The 20,800-nt window shown below is 48.6% G+C and carries 20 protein-coding genes; 2 read left to right on the plus strand and 18 right to left on the minus strand.

The features are described from left to right. Window positions 1-108: 108 nt before the first annotated feature. From EDM55_RS11440 to EDM55_RS11475, 8 genes are all read right to left on the minus strand, one after another. Window positions 109-2,358 (minus strand): xanthine dehydrogenase family protein molybdopterin-binding subunit, encoded by a 2,250-nt coding sequence (locus EDM55_RS11440; protein ID WP_170184295.1) that lies wholly within the window; start codon window positions 2,356-2,358, stop codon window positions 109-111. A gap of 37 nt (window positions 2,359-2,395) precedes the next feature. Continuing rightward, a complete protein-coding gene (locus tag EDM55_RS11445) occupies window positions 2,396-3,163 on the minus strand; it encodes a cyclase family protein (RefSeq protein WP_122960395.1) in 768 nt (255 codons plus the stop codon). Between the two features lie 17 nt (window positions 3,164-3,180). After that, the gene (locus EDM55_RS11450) at window positions 3,181-3,678 is read right to left on the minus strand and encodes a (2Fe-2S)-binding protein (protein WP_092276586.1); all 498 of its coding nucleotides are present in this window, start codon (window positions 3,676-3,678) and stop codon (window positions 3,181-3,183) included. Between the two features lie 35 nt (window positions 3,679-3,713). Next, window positions 3,714-4,559: an FAD binding domain-containing protein gene (locus EDM55_RS11455; RefSeq protein ID WP_092276583.1), complete on the minus strand. Its 846-nt coding sequence runs from the start codon at window positions 4,557-4,559 to the stop codon at window positions 3,714-3,716. 30 nt (window positions 4,560-4,589) lie between these two features. Further along, entirely contained in the window at window positions 4,590-5,801 is a 1,212-nt protein-coding gene (locus EDM55_RS11460) for a LeuA family protein (protein WP_092276709.1), read from the minus strand. 107 nt (window positions 5,802-5,908) lie between these two features. Then, on the minus strand, window positions 5,909-6,577 hold the full coding sequence (locus EDM55_RS11465) for a GntR family transcriptional regulator (RefSeq protein ID WP_092276580.1): 669 nt from the start codon (window positions 6,575-6,577) through the stop codon (window positions 5,909-5,911). A gap of 121 nt (window positions 6,578-6,698) precedes the next feature. Further along, window positions 6,699-7,442, minus strand: coding sequence for an SDR family NAD(P)-dependent oxidoreductase (locus EDM55_RS11470; RefSeq protein ID WP_122960396.1), 744 nt, complete (start codon window positions 7,440-7,442; stop codon window positions 6,699-6,701). 31 nt (window positions 7,443-7,473) lie between these two features. Further along, a complete protein-coding gene (locus tag EDM55_RS11475; protein WP_307723909.1) occupies window positions 7,474-8,307 on the minus strand; it encodes a DMT family transporter in 834 nt (277 codons plus the stop codon). 34 nt (window positions 8,308-8,341) lie between these two features. Here EDM55_RS11475 and EDM55_RS11480 point away from each other — a divergent pair, with 34 nt between their 5' ends. Further along, window positions 8,342-9,154 carry a LysR substrate-binding domain-containing protein gene (locus EDM55_RS11480; protein ID WP_246070796.1) on the plus strand — a complete coding sequence of 271 codons (813 nt, stop codon included), beginning with the start codon at window positions 8,342-8,344 and terminating at the stop codon, window positions 9,152-9,154. A 494-nt stretch (window positions 9,155-9,648) separates the two neighbouring features. On the opposite strand, the gene katG is transcribed toward EDM55_RS11480, so the two are convergent. Beyond that, a complete protein-coding gene (gene katG / locus EDM55_RS11485) occupies window positions 9,649-11,835 on the minus strand; it encodes a catalase/peroxidase HPI (RefSeq protein WP_122960399.1) in 2,187 nt (728 codons plus the stop codon). A gap of 278 nt (window positions 11,836-12,113) precedes the next feature. On the opposite strand from katG, the gene EDM55_RS11490 reads away from it, so the two are divergent. Then, complete coding sequence (locus EDM55_RS11490) at window positions 12,114-12,296, plus strand: hypothetical protein (protein ID WP_122960400.1); 183 nt, start codon at window positions 12,114-12,116, stop codon at window positions 12,294-12,296. A gap of 97 nt (window positions 12,297-12,393) precedes the next feature. Here the strand turns inward: EDM55_RS11490 and EDM55_RS11495 are convergent, their stop codons facing one another. The 9 genes from EDM55_RS11495 to EDM55_RS11540 form a co-directional block, all read right to left on the minus strand. Then, on the minus strand, window positions 12,394-13,329 hold the full coding sequence (locus EDM55_RS11495; protein WP_092276561.1) for a D-alanine--D-alanine ligase: 936 nt from the start codon (window positions 13,327-13,329) through the stop codon (window positions 12,394-12,396). A 21-nt stretch (window positions 13,330-13,350) separates the two neighbouring features. Continuing rightward, a complete protein-coding gene (locus EDM55_RS11500) occupies window positions 13,351-14,841 on the minus strand; it encodes an aminotransferase-like domain-containing protein (RefSeq protein WP_122960401.1) in 1,491 nt (496 codons plus the stop codon). 158 nt (window positions 14,842-14,999) lie between these two features. Next, window positions 15,000-15,503, minus strand: coding sequence for a CcdC protein domain-containing protein (locus tag EDM55_RS11505; RefSeq protein WP_122960402.1), 504 nt, complete (start codon window positions 15,501-15,503; stop codon window positions 15,000-15,002). A 59-nt stretch (window positions 15,504-15,562) separates the two neighbouring features. Then, the gene (locus EDM55_RS11510) at window positions 15,563-16,342 is read right to left on the minus strand and encodes an ABC transporter permease (protein ID WP_122960403.1); all 780 of its coding nucleotides are present in this window, start codon (window positions 16,340-16,342) and stop codon (window positions 15,563-15,565) included. After that, window positions 16,339-17,058: an ABC transporter ATP-binding protein gene (locus tag EDM55_RS11515; protein WP_246070795.1), complete on the minus strand. Its 720-nt coding sequence runs from the start codon at window positions 17,056-17,058 to the stop codon at window positions 16,339-16,341. The genes EDM55_RS11510 and EDM55_RS11515 overlap by 4 nt, the downstream gene beginning before the upstream one ends. Next, window positions 17,055-17,459, minus strand: a complete 405-nt coding sequence (locus tag EDM55_RS11520) for a GntR family transcriptional regulator (protein WP_092276546.1) — start codon at window positions 17,457-17,459, stop codon at window positions 17,055-17,057. Before EDM55_RS11520 ends, EDM55_RS11515 begins: the two co-directional genes overlap by 4 nt. A gap of 234 nt (window positions 17,460-17,693) precedes the next feature. Then, window positions 17,694-17,840: a helix-turn-helix domain-containing protein gene (locus EDM55_RS11525; RefSeq protein ID WP_183191714.1), complete on the minus strand. Its 147-nt coding sequence runs from the start codon at window positions 17,838-17,840 to the stop codon at window positions 17,694-17,696. 622 nt (window positions 17,841-18,462) lie between these two features. Then, window positions 18,463-19,584, minus strand: a complete 1,122-nt coding sequence (locus EDM55_RS11535; RefSeq protein WP_122960407.1) for a sensor histidine kinase — start codon at window positions 19,582-19,584, stop codon at window positions 18,463-18,465. Beyond that, window positions 19,581-20,267 (minus strand): response regulator, encoded by a 687-nt coding sequence (locus EDM55_RS11540; protein ID WP_122960408.1) that lies wholly within the window; start codon window positions 20,265-20,267, stop codon window positions 19,581-19,583. The genes EDM55_RS11535 and EDM55_RS11540 overlap by 4 nt, the downstream gene beginning before the upstream one ends. Window positions 20,268-20,800 lie beyond the last annotated feature (533 nt).

Genomic DNA, 20,800 nt, shown 5'->3' on the forward strand with positions numbered 1-20,800 from the left:
TTCTTTTGTCCCCCGACTGAAAGCGATTTCAGAAACATTCGTAATCCTCGGCCAGAGTGAACGTGTTTCTGTATGCGCTCTCGTCGGGTGTTTTTTTGTGCTTACCGTTTACTTCGATTCACGATGTAGTTCTTTCCATACATTTTCTGCCGATAATGGAAGCTGCCGAAATCGAATGCCGAGGGTATCATTCACTGCAGCGGCTACAGCTGGAGCAATTGCAATGATTCCACTCTCTCCAATCCCCTTCGCTCCAAAAGGACCTGCACCGTCGCGATTTTCAATGAATTTGCTGATGAATTCTGCTGGTATATCCATGATAGTCGGCACGCGATAATCGAGGGCACCGCCATTAACTAGTCGGCCTGAATCGTCATAAACCATCTGCTCCATAAACGTGTGGCCCATCCCCATGATGGCTGCGCCTTCTTCCTGTGCTTCCGCCTGCAACGGATTAATGATGCACCCTACATCACTTACGTTCACGAGCTTGTTCGTGTAGACCTTACCGCTTTCTGTGTCTACGCTCACCTCAGCGGCAGTGAATACAATTTCCCAGAAATCTGCCTTCCCGCCTACTGGATGGCCTTCAATTTTACTGCCTTTGTAGGTCCCGTTTCCCACAACCTCACCCATATTTGGGCCAAAGTATTCTGCGAGGATGTCTGCATAGGAAAGGGATTTTCCGTAAGCCTCTATCGTTCCCCTAGAAATGACCACCTCCTCTTGGGAACCGTCTGCGAAGAGTTCGTGCGCCATCTCTGTCAGCTGTTCTTTTATGTCATGACAAGCAGAGACGACTGCATTTCCCATAGCCACGGTAGAACGACTGCCAGCTGTTGCCGTATCAAAAGGTACAGCACCAGTATCAGCCATAATGAGTGAGACTCGTTCCATCGGTACCCCTATTGATTCCGCTGCGATCTGTCCCATCGTTGTACGTGCTCCCTGCCCCATTTCTGAAGTACCGACTGAGACCGTAACACTCCCATCCGCGTGCAGCTTTACGATAGATTTGGATAAAGAAGCGGGAATCGGATTTTTAATTCCGATGGCGATCCCGCGGCCGATGCCATCCGGTTTCTCTGTGCCCCACCCAATCGTCTCGGCAGCTTTACGCAGTCCTTGTTCCCAATCTCCATCAACCGGTCTGTCGCCGGGTACCAAGATCTCCCCTTTTTTAGGCAGATTTCGCAATCGAATCTCGAGCGGGTCAATACCCAATACCTTGCTTGCCTCGTTCATCTGAGATTCTACCGCCCAAACAATCTGCGGCATTCCAAACCCTCGAAAGGCTGTACTCGGTACTGTATGCGAGTAAACGGCACGACAATCGATACGTGCATTCGGCGTCACGTATGGCCCACATCCGAGATAGCTTGATTTGGAAGCAACCCGCGGCGCGGTATCCGCATAAGCTCCGACCAGGAATTCAACCTTCACATCCTGAAATTGAATTTTGCCTTCGAGATCAAAGCCTGTGTTCATCGTCACCCTGGAGGAAGAACGTCGTGCCGAGAAAAAACCTTCCTCTAATGACAAGACGATTTTTACCGGCTTGCCAGTATGCAGAGCAAGATAGGCGGTAAGTGGCTCAATCTTCGGATAGCCTTTGCCCCCGAAGCCTCCTCCGATTGCGTTTCCGATCACGCGAACTTGGGAAAGCTCCATGTGTAAAGCCTTCGCTACGACACGACGCAAAATGAATGGATGCTGGATCGGACTTCGGATCGCGACTCCGCCATTCTCGGGGTAACAAATGCAGGAGAAGGGTTCAATCGGAAAGTGGTGAATCATCGGGAACTCATACACATTTTTCAGCATGAAGGAGGACGCGCGATTTTTCGCTTCGACATCCCCCCACCCAAATTTCCAGTTTCCACAGATGTTAGAGCCAAGCTCTTCATACATACCGATACTATCTGGGTTTACGATCGGTGCATCCGCTCGCAAAGCATCATCTAATTTACTGACAGAGGGCAGCTTTTCGTATTCTACCTTGATTTTTTTGAGAGCTTTCTGTGCCGCCTCTTCACTGTCTGCTAGCACTACCGCGACCGGCTCCCCATGGTAGTTCACCACTCTATCCGCAAGCAATGGCTGATCCTGTTTGATCGGTCCAAAGCGCGGAACAGGCTGCGGTAAATCAGTCGAAGTGATGACGTCATACACGCCGGGGATCTCCTTCGCTGCTGAAGCGTCCACATTCACGATTTTGGCATGGGCATGTTCGGAGCGAAGCAATTTTCCGTACAGCATTCCCTGCATCTTCTGGTCAATCACATAATCCAAAGTGCCGGTTACCTTTTTTAATGCATCGGTGCGTTTTATGTCCTTTCCGACAACGTCAAACTCCATGATTTCACCCCGATTCCTTTCTTCATAGTATTGAGAGCTACTCTTCATTTACGATTGCAACTGCCCTGCACCAAGCACCGGATGCATTCGCGATTTTTACAGGCAGGGCAGAGACCGTAAAACCGTAGGGACGAGGAAGTTGATCCAAATTTGCCAGTTTTTCAATTTGAATGTACTCGCGCTTTCTGCCATACATATGTGCTGGCCATAGCAGACCTTTGTCTTTCCCCGCTTTTATGTCCTCTGTCATGTATTTCACGGATCGATCCAATCCCCAAGCATCAATGCCAATGCATTTGATTCCTTGTTGGACCAGCCAATCCGTCCCTTCTTCACCGAGCCCTGGCTGGCTATCGACGTAGCGCGATGTGCCCCAAAGTTTATCCGTACCCGTATGTAGGAGAACGATATCCCCTTTTCTCAGCGTGTAGGAGATTTTTTCGAGCGCTGTTTTAAGATCGGAGACGGTGATCTCTTCCCCTGCTTGTTTGTGTCTGACATCTATGACTACCCCCGGACCATAGCACCACTCAAGCGGAACCTGATCGATGGTTTTCGCAGGTTTTCCCTCAGTCGTAGGGCCGAAATGCCACGGAGCATCCACATGTGTACCGGAATGGGTGGTCGCCTCGACGATCTCATTTGCTAGCCCCATGGAATCCGGAAAATCTGTAGGATCTACTTTTGCAAGTGCGGAAAGACGTCGTGCACCAGCTGCATGATCAAAATGGATAATTTTCGGTGGATACGGCTCACTCGCGTAGTTTTCCAGCGGTAAGCTCAAGTCAATGATTTCAAAGGACATACCGTCACCTTCCTCGTCTACGATTTAGCAGCGTTCGCTTCTCTGATCTGTTTACCAGCTGACGTCACGGCATCAATAATCCGGTAGTATCCGGCACAGCGGCAAAGATTTCCCGCCAATGCTTCCCGGATGTCCGCTTCACATGGGTCATTATTTTCCTGGAGCAATGCTTTTGCTGACATAATCATTCCCGGGATACAATATCCGCACTGAACCGCTCCCTTTTCAATAAATGCCTCTTGCACGGGATCCAGCTCACCGTCCTGCACTAGCCCTTCGATGGTTTTCAGCTCGCAGCCATTGATCTCAGGCGCCAATACGATGCAGGAGGTTACTGCTTTTTCATTGAGAATAACGGTGCATGCCCCACACTCGCCTTCTTCGCAGCACAATTTGGTGCCAGTTAAATCAAGCTGATCCCGCAGCACTTGTGCCAATGTATGATACGGCTTGACCTCGATCGTCTTTCTTTCCCCATTCAGTGAAAAATGAATCTCTATGAGGTCCGTACTCATTGCATCACTTCCCGACGATTAGTTTAAATCTTGTTTTATTTCTGAATTCTTTCTCGGCAGATATGGATAGCCTTGCGTGTGAAAGTCTTGATCATCGCGAGGCGATATTCGCGGCTTGCACGCAAATCAGAGATTGGATTCGCTTGTTTTACCGCTTCGTCCAAAGCCGCATCTAGGTTTACTGGCTCATCCCTGGCCATTTTCTCAGCGGCATGCGCCCGAAATGGCACTGGCGCTACTGCCCCAAGTCCGATTCTCACCTCTCCAGACAGAGCGACTAATGCTGCAGCTCCTACGATGGTTAAGTCTGCTCCATCTCTGCGTGACGATTTCAAGTAGCAGGAACCAGAATTCGCAGGAGGAGTAGGTACGAAAATGCTTTCTACTATCTCTCCCTGTTGCAGATCCGTTTTTCCCGGCCCTTTCATGAATGCTTCTACAGGCACGGTTCTGCGGTCTTTCTTGCTGACAATATGGATCACTGCATTGTAAATCAGAAGAGCCGGAATCGCATCCGCTGCAGGAGAGGCGTTGCACAGATTACCAACCAGGGTCCCTTTGTTTCGGATCTGCGTGGAACCAATTTTGTTGACCGCCTCGGCAAGCGCAGGGAACATCTCGCGCACTACGCTATGTTTCTCAATGGCAGAGAGGGTAGTGAGTGCTCCGATCGTAATCCCATCCTGGCAAAAGGTGAGCTCATGATTCAGCTCCCTAACGCTTTTGAGACTGATTACTTTGTTCGGAGTACGTTTTCCGATGCGTATATGATTCACCAGGTCTGTGCCGCCAGCCAAGAGTGCGGCCGTATTTCCGCCTTCCTCTAGCATTTCAAGAAGTTCTACCAAGCTATCGGGTTCACTGTAAGAAAATTCAATCATCGACAATCCTCCCGTGACACTACCCAATAATCACTGTAACACCGGGTATTTTTTAACGAGCTGAACAAATTCCTCGTCTGTTAAAATTCTTTTCTTCTCGATTCCCATGTTTTTCACATCTGTGAGAAGCTGCTTCTTTGCTTCCTCGTCGAGTGTCACTTGCAGCTCTTGCAGACGAACATTGATTGATGTCATTCCACTCTTCTTACCCAATACCAATTTTGCTTGTCGTCCGAGATATCCGGGATTTAACGCAAACATGGCAAGTGGATGCTTGAGCAGGGTATCTGCCCCGATACCCGATTCTCGGGTGAAATTGGCAGTGCCTACAATGGGCTTGTTTACAGCGAGCGGGAAATTCGTATAGTGCTCAACTAACTCAGATAATCCCATTAATTTTGGAATATCTATCCCAATATCTTTGCCGTACAGCATTTGAATGCCAGCAGCCACTTCTTCCAATGCGGCGTTTCCTGTGCGCTCGCCCATGCCATTCACACAACAATGGACAACCTCTGCACCTGCTGCTACCGCTCTGAGCGAGTTGGCAACGGCTAAGCCAAAGTCGTTGTGTGTATGGATCTCTACCGGAAGCCCACCCGTCGTCTCCTTCACGAATTTCACCATATATTCTGTTGCTTCTGGCAAAATGCAGCCCATCGTATCGACAATACCTACGGAGTCTGGCAACGCTTCGGCCGTAACTTCTGTTAACAATTTTTCGAAATCTGCCTCGTCTGCTCTCGTCGTATCGTAAGGAAAAAAGACGGTATACAGCCCCAGCTCTTTTGCTTTTTTTATGGCAGTAATGCTAGATTCGATTACGCGGTCTACGGACCAGTTGAATTGCAGATCCAATTTGGGTTTGCCAATCGGCAATTCGATGATGACCCCATCGACTCCGCACTCCAAACACATGTGGATATCCTCTTCTTTTGCTCGGACAAAGCCGAAGATTTTCGAGTCCAAGCCCAGCTTTTTAATATCCGCAATCGCTTTTCGATCTTGCTCCGAAACGGCAGGCATTCCCGCCTCGATCCGATGGACTCCCGCCTCTCCTAGTCTCCTGGCAATTTCCACCTTCTCCTCCGGCTTTAGCACAACACCCGCTGTCTGTTCCCCATCTCGCAGGGTCGCGTCATGAAGCTCCACTTTGTGTGGGATATGAAACTGCTTCGTTACCTCTTCCTTAAAATTGAAATGACTAACCCACCAATTTTCGTTTTTCCAGCTGCTCGTCATGATCTTCTCCATCCCTTTCCTTTCTAATTTATGTGAAAATAGGACCCTCATCGAAAATGAGAAGTACTATCCACTGGCGAATGTAACCGCTCACATGAAGAGACATTTTATCCCTTCGTTTCCTTCGAGATCGTTTCGAACAACTTTGCTGTTTTCAATTTGTGCGCTCTCACCAATTGCTCTGTTTTCACTCCGTCTTTTGCTTCGATTGCTTCAATAATCGCATCATGCTCGGCTACAGCATCATGCATTCTCTCCGGGTGAAAGGCAAAGATCGCCTTCGTCCAATGCCCCTCCCACAGATTGAAAATCATATCAAAGAGAGTCGGATATTGAGCATTTTGATACATGAATCGATGAAAATCTTTGTTTGCTTGACCAAAGCGTTCGTCATCTGCTTCGTTCGCATATTGTCTCATTTGTTCGTTCATTGCCTTCAGCTGCTCTATTTTATCGGGATCAAGATGGGCGATCGCTTCTCTTGCCGCCAACCCCTCCAGTACAGCGCGAATATCGTAAATTTCCTTTATTTTTGTAGAACTGAACGTCTTTACTTGTGCCCCTTTATGCGGGAAAAACTCGACCAAGCCTTCCGTTTCCAATCGCTTGAGACCTTCTCGCACAGGAATGATGGAGATGTTTAGCTCAGCTGCGATCTTCGTGATGTTGATGCTCTCACCCATTGCAAGCTCGCCGTCTATAATTTTTTGTTTCAGTACCTTGTGGACGATATCTGATTTCGTTGTGTAAACGTTTGCTTCATTTTCTTGAACCAATGATTTCACCTCGATTTATCCGTTTCGTATACTATATATCATATATGATTTTCGGTCAACAAATTCTGAATATTTGTTTAAAAATCAAAAAACCGCCCTTTTTATAGGACGGCTTTTTGATTTAACTTCCCATCTGCCCGCAATCAGCTGTGATGATTTGACCTGTCATCGCTTCTTGCTCCAACACGGCACAAATCAGCTTGGCGATATCCTCTGGCGTTGCGATCCTCTGCAGTAACAGATGACCAGCCAGCTGCTTCATCCTCTCTTCCTGACCTGCCCACCATCTCGTAGCGACTGCCCCTGGGGCAACGCTGCAAACTCTAATTTCCGGGGCAAGAGCATGAGCGAGCGATTTTGTCAGCCCATGCACCGCAGCCTTGGAAACGGCATACGGAAGCGATGATCCTGTTCCGGTCAGACCAGCGATGCTCCCCACATTCACGATAGCTCCGCGTTTCTTTTTCTTCATATAAGGTGCTACCGCTCTCGCACAAAAAAACATTCCTTTGACATTGACATCGTAAAGCTCATCCCACATTTCGGACGTCTGCGCTTCCAGGTCATCCATTGGGATGTGGCGCGTGATACTTGCGTTGTTTACCAACAAATTGACTGTTCCGAACTGCTCTACAATCGTGTCTACCATTTGCCTTACTTCCTTGTCGTTGGATACGTCGGCTTTTACACAAATCGCTTTGCCGCCTTCTTTTTTAATCAGCTGCACAGTCTCTTTCGCCTCTTCCTCAGAACGGGAATAGTTCACAGCGACGAGTACCCCCTGCTGGGCCAGTATCAAGCTTGTTGCCCTGCCGATTCCGGTACCACCGCCTGTAACTAGCGCTACTTGGTTCTTCAAGCTCATATTCGATCACTCCATGACCATTTTAATTTGATTACGTTATCTTTTTCGATGACGCCGCGACCAGTCGATTCCCTTCCCAATTGACCAAGAAAATACCGATGCCGACCAATAAACCACCCGCGCCGACGTACCATTCCACGCGCTCACCGAGTAAAAGCCAGCTGGTGAACACCCCGAAAAGCGGCACGAGAAAAAGAAAGGAGCTCGTTTTCCCAGGATCGCCGCGGTGAAGCAGATAAAACCAGAGTGTAAACTGGACAATCGAGCACATGACCGCGAGCCAGAGCACGACTGCAACAGATGTGACTGTGACCGTAAAAAAAAGTTGTTCGGTGACAAAGCTCATGAGGAGCAACGCGATTCCGCCAGCCAGCATTTGATACGCAGCCAGCACGTTTAAGTCAAAGTTCGGAGACCACCGTTTGATAAAAAGAGTCGCCGAAGCAAAGCTGACTGCACCCGCGAGACTAATGAACGTGCCTGGCTGCATACCGAGATGAAATCCAAGTGCAATCGCCACGCCAACGAAACCGATTGCCACACCAAACCACTGACGTACCCGGTAAACCGCTCCGGCGACGAGTGTTCCCATGATGATCACGAACAACGGACTCGAGGTGGTTAGGATGGCGGACTCGCTTGATGTAATCCAGCGCATGCTGAAAAATGCGCAGCCCATCACGCCAGCGGACTGAAACAGACCGATGATGGCTGCCTGAAACCACTGCATCTTGCCCATGGGTTGCTTTCTTTTGTAGCAGAAAAGGGCAAGCAATCCTCCTGCCAGCACAAAACGAATGCCCATCAAAAGGAACGGTGGTGCATACGAAAGGCCGAGCTTGCCAACAGGAAATGCAATTCCCATCAAAAACGTTGTCACGATAATCAGACAGGCATACTTGAGCTTGTGCAGGCTTGGCTATGTCCAATCGAATGTCACCGCACGTATTCAGCAGCTAGAGGCAGAGCTTGGCACCGTACTGTTTTTTCGCCATAATCGCGGTATGACTCTCTCCTCAAGCGGGATAACGCTGCTTGCTTATGCCGATAAAATTGTCGGTATGCTCGACGAGGCGACCAAAGCACTCACCTCCACCAGTGAGCCTAGTGGACCCTTGATGATCGGATCCACACAGACTGCGGCCGCTGTTAGGCTGCCAAAGCTGTTTGCAGCCTACTACGAGCAATTCCCGAATGTTTTGCTCTCGCTGACTACTGGTCACACGCAGTTTTTAATGGAAAAAGTGTTGCACTACGAGCTGGACGGAGCCTTTATCGGCTGCGAGTGCGAGCACCCGGAGCTACAGTCCATTCCGGCCTTTGATGAGGAGCTTGTCATCGCTTCCGCAACCGCCATTACCGACCTCGATGAAGCACTTGCCCGACCAAGCCTCGTCTATGGCCACGGTTGTACGTATCGGGAAGTCCTCGAGCGTTTTCTACATACGCGTGGCTTTATCTCCCCTGTCATCATGGAATTCGGGACTATCGAGGCGATAATTGGCGGCGTCTCCGCTGGGCTCGGTATTTCTCTGCTCCCACGGACCGTGACCTCTCGACCTGAGGCGGAGGGGATCATCCGCACCCATGAGATTCCCGATTCTTTGCGCCATATGAAAACCGAATTCATCATGCGTAAAGATTCTTTTATCAGCAATGCCCTGCGTGCATTCATCGAAATGCGATTTGATAACAATGCGGCAGATACGTAAACGATAAAAAGCTATCTTCCCTGGGGAGATAGCTTTTATCCTAATTTTACTGTTTTATTTTATTTGCCACTTTGCTATTCGTGATTGTGTATTCGCGCTTCGCGTACGATTCGCACTTTCGGAGAGCAAATCACTACGGAATACTTCCTTTCCCTCGAATATTTTCTCTTCTCGTTAGAAGTCTAATAGATTAGAGAGGAAAGTAATGGCGCAGAGGCATTTACTGTTGTTTTTTACTTTTGCACTAAACTCTTAGTTCCCAAGAAACGAAACTTTCAAACCAGCTTTCATATAGTAACACGTTCTATTTTTATCCGTCATTTTATCAGGACTTTTTTATCGTGACAAAAGTACCAGTTTTCACATTTCTGCCAAAATTTTTTCCTTTACTCTTTCCATTTGACAGGAATAATAATTGCGCACACAAAAAAAGAACAGTATTTTTCTAGCAAATACTGTTCTTTGCTCTCGCTATAGATTTCCCTATTTTCCTTTTATCGCTTCAAGTCGAAACGATCTGCATTCATCACCTTAACCCAAGCGGCGACAAAGTCACGTACAAACTTCTCTTTGTTGTCGTCCTGCGCGTAAACTTCCGCAATGGCACGCAGAACAGAGTTGGAACCGAACACGAGGTCGACAGCAGTCGCGGTACGCACGAGCTCACCTGTTTTGCGATCACGCCCTTCAAATACGCCCTCGTCTACAGGCTTCCATTGAATCCCCATATCAAGCAGGTTCACAAAGAAGTCGTTCGTGAGTGTTCCTACTCGCTCCGTGAATACACCGTGTTTGGTGCCAGCGTGGTTGGTACCGAGAACGCGCATACCACCTACGAGCACAGTCATTTCTGGTGCCGTAAGGTTTAGCAGCTGTGCCTTATCAACGAGGAGCTCAGCTGGACTTACGCGATATTGCTTCTTCTGATAGTTCCGGAAACCGTCCGCGACTGGCTCAAGTACGGAAAAGTTTTCCACGTCGGTTTGTTCTTCGGTTGCATCGCCACGTCCAGGGACAAATGGAACCTCTACATCGAAGCCTGCCTCTTGCGCAGCTTTTTCAACTGCAGCACTGCCCCCGAGTACAATCAGATCTGCCAGGCTGACCTTTTTGCCAAAGTCCTCCTGAATTACGCTGAGAATCGTCAGCACTTTTTCCAGCTGTTTTGGCTCATTTACGTCCCACTCCTTCTGTGGAGCAAGGCGAATGCGAGCACCATTGGCGCCGCCGCGCATATCCGAGCCACGGAAGGTGCTGGCAGAAGCCCAAGCCGTTTTTACCAGCTCGCTAATGGTAAGTCCCGAGTCCAGGATCCGTGTTTTCAGCTCTGCTACATCTGCATCCGTTAATTCATAATCAGCTGCGGGTACAGGATCTTGCCAAATAAATTCTTCTGCTGGCACCTCTGGGCCCAGATACCTTGCGCGAGGCCCCATGTCGCGGTGAGTAAGCTTGAACCATGCACGCGCAAAGACATCGGCAAACTCTTCTGGATTTTCATAAAAGCGTCGAGATATCTTTTCATATTCCGGATCCACGCGCAATGCCATATCCGCAGTGGTCATCATCGTCGGAACCCGAACAGATGCATCCTCGGCATCTGGTGCAAGATGCTCCTCAGCAGGATTTACAGGAGCCCACTGATGTGCACCAGCCGGACTCTTGGTAAGCTCCCATTCATAGCCAAACAGGTTTTCAAAAAATCCATTGTCCCACTGAGTCGGATTCGCCGTCCAAGCCCCTTCAATACCGCTGGTGATGGAGTCGCGGCCTTTTCCGGAACCATGTGCGCTCAGCCATCCTAAGCCCATTGCTTCCACAGGGGCTGCTTCCGGCTCTGGACCTACCAGTGCTGCATCTCCTGCGCCGTGTGCCTTGCCAAACGTATGGCCGCCAGCGACGAGGGCAACGGTTTCTTCATCGTTCATTCCCATGCGTTTGAAGGTTTCACGAATGTCGCGTGCACTGGCGAGCGGATCTGGATTGCCGTTTGGACCTTCCGGGTTCACATAGATGAGACCCATCTGTACAGCTGCAAGCGGATTCTCCAGGTCACGATCGCCGGTGTAGCGCTTATCATCGAGCCATACCTTTTCAGCACCCCAGTAAATATCTTCTTCTGGATGCCATACGTCTGCACGACCTCCACCGAAGCCAATCGTTTTCCCACCCATGGATTCAATAGCAGCATTCCCTGCTAGAATGAGCAAGTCTGCCCAAGAGATTTTGTTGCCGTACTTTTGTTTTATGGGCCAAAGCAGCCTGCGGGCTTTATCAAGGTTACCGTTATCTGGCCAGCTGTTCAGTGGAGCAAAACGCTGTGTTCCCGTTCCACCACCACCGCGGCCGTCACCCGTACGATATGTACCAGCCGAGTGCCAGGCCATACGGATAAACAGTGGGCCGTAATGTCCGTAGTCGGCAGGCCACCAATCCTGGCTGTTCGTCATGAGATCATACAAGTCTTGCTTGAGAGCCTGGTAGTCCAACTTTTGGAATTCTTCTGCATAATCGAAGTCTTCGCCCATTGGATTCGTCTTTCTGTCATGCTGATGCAGGATGTGCAAGTTCAACTGGTTGGGCCACCAGTGTTTATTCGATGTAGCACTCGGATGGTGACTCGTCGTGCTACCATGCGAAAACGGGCACTTTCCAGTGTTAGCTGTTGCCATAGAGTCCATCTTTTCCTCTCCTGTCATTTAAATTAAGTATTAAATAATAATACTTCTAAATAAGTTATATAGCAATTTACATGAGAAATCAACATATATTTAGATGAGCACAATTATCTTTAGATGCTATGCTTATCCTAAAGTATGCTTGGGACAAGTGGATTATGATCTTGTCCCTCCTTTCGCCCGCACTTTCCTCGTAGTAAACAAATCTAGTACAAATGGGAAAAGATCTTGGTTTCATTGGCCATAATACCTATGTTGAAAAAAATGTAAGGAGGACTACGATGCAGCAGGATCAACGGGCAAATCATAGCGTTGACTCTATTTTGGAACCAGATTTTGCAGGAACAGATGCACAAAAAGTAAAACAAGAGATTCAAAATGATCTGCAGGCAGGAATAGGCGCAATGACCTCTCGTGAAGCAGGAGCTATGCGCGATGAGGAGGCGCCAAATACGATGGAGTGATCCGAGAGCATATGAATTCAAGAGACAAAAAAAGCAGCGACGCCTTGGAATTTGTTAGTCCCTCCTCGGATGTCGCTGCTTTGCGTTCGTCTTTAGGCTATTCTTTAAACGCTCCCCATTCCTTCATTCGCTCATGGAGGGAGAGAGCAATAAGTCGATCAAGCAGCTGGGTATAGGGTATACCTGCTGCAGCTGCGCTTTTTGGCAATAGGCTGTTGGCGGTCATTCCTGGTAAGGTGTTCACTTCCAGCACAATCGGTTCGTCCTGATACAGGATGATATCGACTCTAGCGTAGACCTTGCAATGAAGCAGACGGTAGCTGGCAAGTGCAGCCTCACGTACACGCTGTTCGATAGTCGGCGGAAGCGAAATGACCTTTTCCTCGGCACCGCCTGCTTCGTATTTCGCGTGGTAATCAAACCATTCCGAATGCATAGAGCGAATTCCGATGATTGGCAATAATTCGCCGTCCAGAATCGGGCAGGTAATCTCAGCTCCCTTCAAATGAGGCTCGATCAGGATCGCCTCGCTCATGCTGCAAGCTTTCTGAACAGCAGGCAGCAGCTCTTTTTCCTCTTTCACAAGCTGGATGCCGATGCTAGATCCCCCACTATTCGGTTTCACGATGACTGGGTAGCCAAGCTGCACTACCGCCTGCGGATCGTAATCGTCGATGCCCTGCCAATAGAGGCCCATAGGCGTTTGCACACCTGCTGTCTTCAGCAGCATCTTGGTCATATGCTTATTCATGCACAAGCTGCTGGCGAGGACACCACTTCCTGTATAAGGAATTCCCAGTGTCTCCAGTGCTCCCTGCACCGTACCGTCCTCACCAAACTGACCATGCAGCGCCAATAGTGCAAAATCGATCCCTGCTTGCTGAACCTGTGTAAGGAAATCCGTTCGTTTTTCAATCAGAATCGGAATCACTTCATATTGACTGCGATCCAACTGATTGATCATTTCTGTTCCTGTCTGTACAGACACCTCACGCTCAGAGGAAATACCGCCCATTATAACGCCAATTCTCATTTTTACACCTCATTATTCTTATCATGTATTCTTGCTGACTGAGAGCAAGTGGCGTGCCTGCCTGCCGATTATTTGAATACCCCGCTCGATGTTTTCATCTGTGACTCGAGAAAAACCTAGCCGCAATGTATTCGTTCCTTCTCCTTCTCGAATAAAAAATCGGTCTCCCGGTGTAAAAATAACGCCTTGTTTGGAACAACCTTCAAGAAGCTGACATGTATCTATGCTTTTGGGAAAGGTGAGAAATACATGCAAGCCGCCATCGCCAGACAGCTGCGCCCAAGGAAGATGCTTATCACAGCATGCTTTTGTCAGCTCGTATTTGCGCTTATACTCCGCACGTACTTTTTTTACGTACTTATCGAATTTACCATTTAGCAAATATTGGTACAGGATCGATTGATCAACGGTTGACGTATGGATGCTGCGTGCCCGCTTTATGCTTTCCAACGCATCGATCAGGGTTCGATCTCCCAACACCCAGCCCACACGTAAGCCAGGGAACAGCACCTTGGAGAAGCTGCCAATATAGATGACCCCATTTCCGTGCCCGGCGGTCGCGATTAGTGGCGCAACATGGGCTCCCGAGTAGCGGAGTTCTTCATTGAATCCATCCTCGATCACAGGAATCTGATAGCGCTTCATGAGTCTCATCACGCAGCTGCGCTTTGCAGGTGACATAACGATGCCTGTTGGATTGTGGTACGAAGGGGTTAAATAAGCAAGATCGAAGCTGTTCGTCTGCTTTTGCAACACCTTTTCCAGATGGTCGATACTGATCCCATCAGCCTCCATTGGAATGCCGGTAATCTCAAACCCTTGCAGCTTCAAGTTGTTGATCGCAGTAGGATGGGTCGGATTTTCACAGATTGCGGTCCCACGTCGTGCAGAAGGACGAAGTGCAGCCAGCACAATGTCGAAGCCTTCTGTAAATCCGCTCGTAATCAGCATATCCTTGCCGCAAAGATCGACTCCCTTGTTTTCCATGTAGTGCATTAAGTAATCAATCAGTGGCTTATAGCCCTTGGCATAGCCATAGTTGAGCAGCACCTGTCCTTCGATTGCCATTCGATCTAAAAAAGCACGCTTTACGTCCCCAAGATCAAATAACTGCTCATCCGGAGCTATGCTTGTAAAGGAGATGGTTCCTTTTTTGGCGCGAATGCCTTTCTTCATCAAATCCAGCTCTTCCGCCAATAAAGCGTACTCGTTCATTCGTTCCTTCCAATCGATCTGCAGGGAGTCGAGACTGTCGGCTCTTTCGTGCTCTTTCGTCATGGCTGCCACAAAACTGCCTTTGCCGGGTATCGCATACGTATAGCCGTCATCCTCAAGCCCTTCATAGGCTGTAATGACTGTATTGCGGCTTACCCTCAGCAGACTGCTCATTTCTCGTGTGGAGGGCAGCTTTTGATCTGCTTGCAGCGCCCCTTTTATGATTAAACGTTTGACGTATTCTTTCACTTGTATCGCGACCGGCCGGTCATCGACGAGCCTGAAATCCTGGAACATCCTTCATCGCCCCCCTTCATAATGATGGCACGCAAGGCGAAAGAATAAAAGAACCACCGTCTTGGATTTTTCATCCTCAGGTGGCTCCTTCATATTTATGGGGAGATTTTCACTTCTCACCAAGTGGGCAGCCAGTCGTGGCAACCCGCTAGCCCTCTCTATATCCTCTGTCCGACGTGGCTTGAAACGGTTTTCGTAAACTTGATGTAGCTTCCGATTCTCCAGATGCCGACGTAAAGGGCTCCCATACACATCATGAGAACGGAAAATTCCACTACATCAATGGATTTGAAGTACTGAGTCAGCAATAGGCGAATAGCCACAATCGCGATCAATATATATTTGAGATTCCGGTTGGGCTTCGGGTAGATCAACCCATCTTCCCTTCTCTCGTACTCCGTTTGCGTCAGCATCACGACCCCGAAGATGACTCCAAGGAGAATAGCGATGAGCAGCTCCCACACTGCCGGCATATGAAACGTTTTCCCTGGAATGTGCATGAGCTGGTACAACCCCAAAGGAACTCCCACAAGCATCACGGCAAGTGGGACCAATATTCCGTAGCCTTTTCCCTTTATGGGTTTTTTCCCTCGTCTGGACTTTAGCCATATTCCCAAGCCGACTATTAACACAACAATTACAATAGGAATAAAGGATTGCATGACATCTCTGTCCTTTCCTCATTAGTTTGATGTTTACGTTTTTTACTTTCCTTCTGCTCTTAAATGGACAGCTTTCGTTCGAGCAGATAGGCCGCTATGCGAATGAAAAGATAAGCGATAACCCAGCTGATCACCATGCCTATCAGCACTGCCCCAAGGTGGGGAATCAAAGGTCCTGGCTGAGCACTGAAAAAGCGCTGCGCCATATGATAGCTGGGCAAAAAGGTTTGGAACCCGTTGTAGAAAGTACTCAAGCCGCCGATAATGCCGATCCAGAGAATGGGACTGAAAACGCGCAAGGTCGTGTAATGAAAGGTGGCCAGCAAAAGACTTAGGGAAAGAATGATCGGGCTGAAACCAATGACTATTCCCAGCAATGGCAGCCCTGCCAGCATGGTCACCCACACGTCCTCAGCTGAATATCCTCCCACCAGCAAAGTGAGGATTCCAGCAAACAGCGAGATCACCACATATACCACGCAGGATACTGCAACTGTTCGCAGCCAGGCAGCGAAAAATTTGGCACCTATCAGACTCAGCCGTGAGTAAGGCAAAGTCAGCCACCATCCAAATGTTCCATTCTCCCACTCTCTTCTCAGCATCAAAACGCCCATAACCACGAGCATGTAAGGGAACCCGATCGCGACACCCCACAGCTGATGCAGCTCGAGCTGGCCGTTGATCGCAAAATACGTGGCTACTCCGATGCCGGCGAGAGCAAGAAGGGCAACGTACAGCAACCGTCCGTACCGATGAGTATGTGAGCGGTCCAGCCGCCTTCTGCTTCCTTTCAGCTTCCACTCATGATGGACGAGCTTCCTAAACGTTCGCCAATTCATCGACTCCACTCCCTTTTGTAAAACGTCCTGAATACGTCGTGGAGAGATCCGTATTGTCCCCGCAGCTCCTCCGATTCGCCTGACCAGATTGCCTTTCCTTGATCCATGAGAACGATATAATCGAACAGTCCTTCCACTTCCTGAATGTCGTGTGTGCTGATCAGGATCGACACCTCCCGATCCTCCAAATAATCGATCATCCCTGAAATAATCGCTTCTCTGGAGATGAAATCAATCCCGGCAAATGGTTCATCCAAAATGATGAGTGGAACCTCGGGAGCCATGCAGAGAATCAGCATCACCCTTGCCTCCTGCCCTTTGCTCATGCCAGCCAGACTCATCTCCAAATCGACGTCCATATACGCGGCGAACGTCTTGGCTGCTTCCAGATCAAAGCCCGGCAAAAAAGAGGCACCCCATTCGAACGCTTGCAAGGCAGTATGCCGCGGATACCAGCGTGCACGATCGGGCAAATAACCGATGTGCCGGTTTGTCTGCCAGCCAGGCGGCTGCCCCAGCACGCGAAGCTCTCCTTCATCGGGAGCAATCAAGCCCGTGATGGCCCGAAACAAAGTGGATTTACCACAACCGTTTGGACCAAGTACACCGACGATTTTTCCTGCGGGGATACTCAGATCAAGGTGGTTCAGCGCGTATTTTTTACCATATCGCTTCGAAAGTTGAACACATTGGACAATAGGCTGTATCACCATCATCTGGTTCCCCCCGTTTCGTTCGGATACTTCTTGCTCAAATAGCCCTGAATTTCTGATAAAGATATTCCCAAACTCGCCATCTGCTCCAAAAAAGAATCCATGTACTTCGATGCCAGCTCTGTCCGGAACAGCTGCACTCTCTCAGCTGACGAAGTAACGTATGTTCCTTGTCCTCTGCGTTTTTCCGTCAACCCGTCACGTTCCAGCTCCTGATAGGCCCTCATTACCGTATTTGGATTCACCCGAAGCTCTAGGGCAAGCTCGCGTACGGATGGCATTTTTGCTCCCAATTCGATTTCTCCTTTTGCAATGGCGCTTCGTACTTGATCCAGGATTTGCTCATACAACGGCTGGCTAAAATCAATCTTGAACCGCAATGAGCCAATCTTTTGTTCCTCCATGGGCTTTCCTCCTGCCCTTTCCTGCGTATGTAGTGTATTATATCACTTAATACACCTAACACAAGGGGTACTCCACATCGTTTATTATTTACCAGCTTTCCTTCCCCCCATTTCTGCTACGGGCCCGAGCTGAACAAAAAGCTGCATGGAATAAGTGGGAGCGCCTTTAACGAAAGATGGCAAACAAAAAAAGAAACCGCTCTGTAGCGGCTTCTTTCTCTTCCAATGCAATTCTCATCGCAAGCGGTACTTGTCCAATTTGTATTTCAACAGCTGCTTGGAGATCCCGAGCCTCCTAGCTGTTTCCGCGATTTTCCCCGCGCTCGTCCGCCACTCTCTCTCGATCAGTGATTTCTCGTACCCATCCATCGCTTCCTTCAAGGAAAGCTCCGGGTTAGGCATTTCCTGCACGGGTACCAGGCGATGGGGCTCTGGAAGTGGCTGGAGGTTTTTTAAGACGGATGATGCCCTTCTTTCACTCCCATGAAAATAAAAACCAAAAAGGGTACGACAATCTGTGATGCACCGTGGAAGCCGGAGTCAGACTAACGGTTGGGCACTAGGCACCATGTTGAAACGACCTTCTTCGCCGGCTGTGGTGCAGCTGCGCTGCATGGTTGGCTAACGGGCATCGATAAGATGAAAGCGCAGTGGCAGTCTAGGACTTTATTTATCAGGTCAACCAGTGATTTCTGGTTGGCCTTATTACTTGGGCGCTATAAGATAGCGGTAGCCGGGAGAACGTGGACTTTATTGGGGATCAACCCCGACGCGAAAACAGTTTTCCCACTACCCACAATGACCATGTTTAAGCTGGTTGAGACAGGGATCTTGCATCTCAAGCGAAGCTATGGGTTTGGAACTATTGAGGGGTGGTCGCCTATCTTACCGTGGGGAGTACCATTGACGTTACTTTTCCAACCAAAAGAAATTATGTTTCCTGAAAATAAAGAAATTATGCCGGAGATTCCTGTATATTTGTGCGCGAAGTTATCAACTTTTTTTAATTATCATTGCCTATAGGAAGATAAACAGTAAATATAGTACCTTTATCAGGCTGACTCGCAACGCGAATGAAACCACCGTGGGCTCTTACAAAATGATGGGAGATGGATAATCCGAGCCCCGAACCGCCTGTATGTCGCGAGCGTGCCTCGTCTACGCGATAAAATCGATCGAATAGGTGGAGCAAATGTTCCCTCGGGATTCCGATGCCGGTATCAATCACCGAGACACGTGCATAGAACGCATTCCGATCAACGACCCGGTCTTCGATTTCAACCGTAATCTTCCCTCCACGTGGTGTGTAACGAATCGCATTGGTTAGCAAATTAAAGAAAACCTGCGTGATCCGTCTCGCATCGGCCATCACGCTAAGAGGCCTTGAAATTGTATAAAGGCGAATGTCCAATCCATTTTCTTCTGCTTCGTATTTCAAATCGTCCACGATTCGTTCCAGGTGTACCGTCAGATCGAGCGGTTTGCGATCGAGCGACAATCGGCCAGCTTCTGCCAACGACAAGACATGAAGATCATCTACAAGCATGCTCATTCGTATCACCTCATCATGAATCCGAAGCAGCCTTTCTGGTGCGATATAATTACTGTCTTGCTGATAATTCTCCAGTTTAAGCTGCATAATGGACAGTGGCGTGCGAAGCTCGTGAGCAACATCGGCCACCAATCTTCTGCGGGCTTCTTCGGCCTCAAGCAGACGAAACGTCATGTCATTGAACGTTTGGGCGACTTTCCCATACTCATCTTTCGTGTCTACTGGTACTTTGACGTTCAAGTCGCCCTGTGACACGCGCTCTATAGCGGTTATAAGCTTTTTGAGCGGGAGGGTCAGCACTCCCGATATCCAAAAACTAAAGGACAACCCGATCAAAACAAAAATGGACGCTCTAATTATTACGTTCAGCTCCATTTTTTCAAGGAAATATGATTTTAATATTTCGATCTGCTCTTTTGGCGAGGCGCTCAAATAGGTGTCATCAATTTGTTCTCTTTGAAATTGATCGAACAAGCCGCCTGTGTAAACTTGTGTTGTGAGGGAGATGGTGTTACCCACAATGAGCAAGAGCAGTCCCATAGCAAATATTTTCATCCGGACCGTCATCTTCATGAATGTTCACCGAATCGGTAACCGAATCCATAAACCGTTTGAATATATCGAGGATTGGCAGGATCGTCTCCCAGTTTGCGGCGAAGATTCCGAATATGAGAGTCCATCGTTCTTTCGTATCCCATGTATTCATCCTCCAAAGCAGACTTTAACAATTGCAAACGGCTAAAGACAATGCCGGGACGACTCGCCAGTGTGAACAGAATTTTGAATTCAGTAGGTGTCAATTGGATTTCCTGGCTGTCTTTGAAAACCTGACATTTGGGCTCGGAAATGATCAAGTTGTCTCTTTCCAAGAACATCGACTTGTCTTCAGGTCCGCGTAAGCGGCGAAGCAAAGCTCGGATGCGCGAAGCGAGCTCCCGCAAGCTGAACGGCTTCGTCAAATAATCATCCGCACCGATTTCCAGACCGACAATCTTATCTGACTCCTCAGATCTTGCAGTGACCATAATAATGCCGCATTGCGAAGTTTGCCTGATTTCACGGCATACATCGATACCGCTTTTCTCGGGGAGCATCCAATCAAGCACGATGAGATCAGGCCGCTCAGATCGGGCGATCGTTAGTGCTTCCTTGCCGGTACGAGCGCTCAATACCTGAAACCCTTCACGTTGCAGAAAGCTGTGCATTTCCTCAAGCATGCCCGGTTCGTCCTCCACAAGCAACAATTTCGCATCCATTTCAATCACACCTTTCCATAATAATCTGCTTCCATTGCGAGTAATACCTCTAACGCAAAATTATAACGGGATTTGACAGATTACTGAAGAAATTCACGCAAACAGAGGAAGATCTGCATAAGTTCTCGACATTTGTTGTGTAAACTGGCTGTGAAAGGAAAGAAATAGCCGCGAAAAACAAGAACAAAATTGAACAGGGGATCGGTTTATTGAAAACGTACGATGAAAGTGTAAGGAATGAGCAGTGGACTGTGTGCGATGCTGATTGAGAGGCGCAGCTGGAACTAGGCGCTAAGGGTAAGGGGGTGGTGGATTTATCCACCAATTACGGAAATTGAGCAGAAATGGAGTAATGGTTATGAGGTCGAAGGATTATTTTACACTTTTATACACCTGAATGGCTTTGTCGAGAACCTGCGTAAAGTGGACAACGCTTCTTGCATTAATATTGTCACAGGTTTTGGTGGTAAGCAGATCTTGCAGATGATCCAGCAGATAATCCAATCGAACTCTTCTCTATATTCTGTTTGTAA

The organism is Brevibacillus centrosporus (assembly GCF_003710815.1).
GTDB classification, from domain to species: Bacteria; Bacillota; Bacilli; order Brevibacillales; family Brevibacillaceae; genus Brevibacillus; species Brevibacillus centrosporus.

Coding starts and splice junctions, on each gene's coding strand:
- EDM55_RS11440 (WP_170184295.1), bottom strand. CDS start 2,358: ATGGAGTTTGACGTTGTCGGAAAGGACATAAAACGCACCGATGCATTA.
- EDM55_RS11445 (WP_122960395.1), bottom strand. CDS start 3,163: ATGTCCTTTGAAATCATTGACTTGAGCTTACCGCTGGAAAACTACGCG.
- EDM55_RS11450 (WP_092276586.1), bottom strand. CDS start 3,678: ATGAGTACGGACCTCATAGAGATTCATTTTTCACTGAATGGGGAAAGA.
- EDM55_RS11455 (WP_092276583.1), bottom strand. CDS start 4,559: ATGATTGAATTTTCTTACAGTGAACCCGATAGCTTGGTAGAACTTCTT.
- EDM55_RS11460 (WP_092276709.1), bottom strand. CDS start 5,801: ATGACGAGCAGCTGGAAAAACGAAAATTGGTGGGTTAGTCATTTCAAT.
- EDM55_RS11470 (WP_122960396.1), bottom strand. CDS start 7,442: ATGAGCTTGAAGAACCAAGTAGCGCTAGTTACAGGCGGTGGTACCGGA.
- EDM55_RS11475 (WP_307723909.1), bottom strand. CDS start 8,307: ATGGGAATTGCATTTCCTGTTGGCAAGCTCGGCCTTTCGTATGCACCA.
- katG (WP_122960399.1), bottom strand. CDS start 11,835: ATGGACTCTATGGCAACAGCTAACACTGGAAAGTGCCCGTTTTCGCAT.
- EDM55_RS11490 (WP_122960400.1), top strand. CDS start 12,114: ATGCAGCAGGATCAACGGGCAAATCATAGCGTTGACTCTATTTTGGAA.
- EDM55_RS11495 (WP_092276561.1), bottom strand. CDS start 13,329: ATGAGAATTGGCGTTATAATGGGCGGTATTTCCTCTGAGCGTGAGGTG.
- EDM55_RS11500 (WP_122960401.1), bottom strand. CDS start 14,841: ATGTTCCAGGATTTCAGGCTCGTCGATGACCGGCCGGTCGCGATACAA.
- EDM55_RS11505 (WP_122960402.1), bottom strand. CDS start 15,503: ATGCAATCCTTTATTCCTATTGTAATTGTTGTGTTAATAGTCGGCTTG.
- EDM55_RS11510 (WP_122960403.1), bottom strand. CDS start 16,342: ATGAATTGGCGAACGTTTAGGAAGCTCGTCCATCATGAGTGGAAGCTG.
- EDM55_RS11515 (WP_246070795.1), bottom strand. CDS start 17,058: ATGATGGTGATACAGCCTATTGTCCAATGTGTTCAACTTTCGAAGCGA.
- EDM55_RS11520 (WP_092276546.1), bottom strand. CDS start 17,459: ATGGAGGAACAAAAGATTGGCTCATTGCGGTTCAAGATTGATTTTAGC.
- EDM55_RS11535 (WP_122960407.1), bottom strand. CDS start 19,584: ATGAAGATGACGGTCCGGATGAAAATATTTGCTATGGGACTGCTCTTG.
- EDM55_RS11540 (WP_122960408.1), bottom strand. CDS start 20,267: ATGGATGCGAAATTGTTGCTTGTGGAGGACGAACCGGGCATGCTTGAG.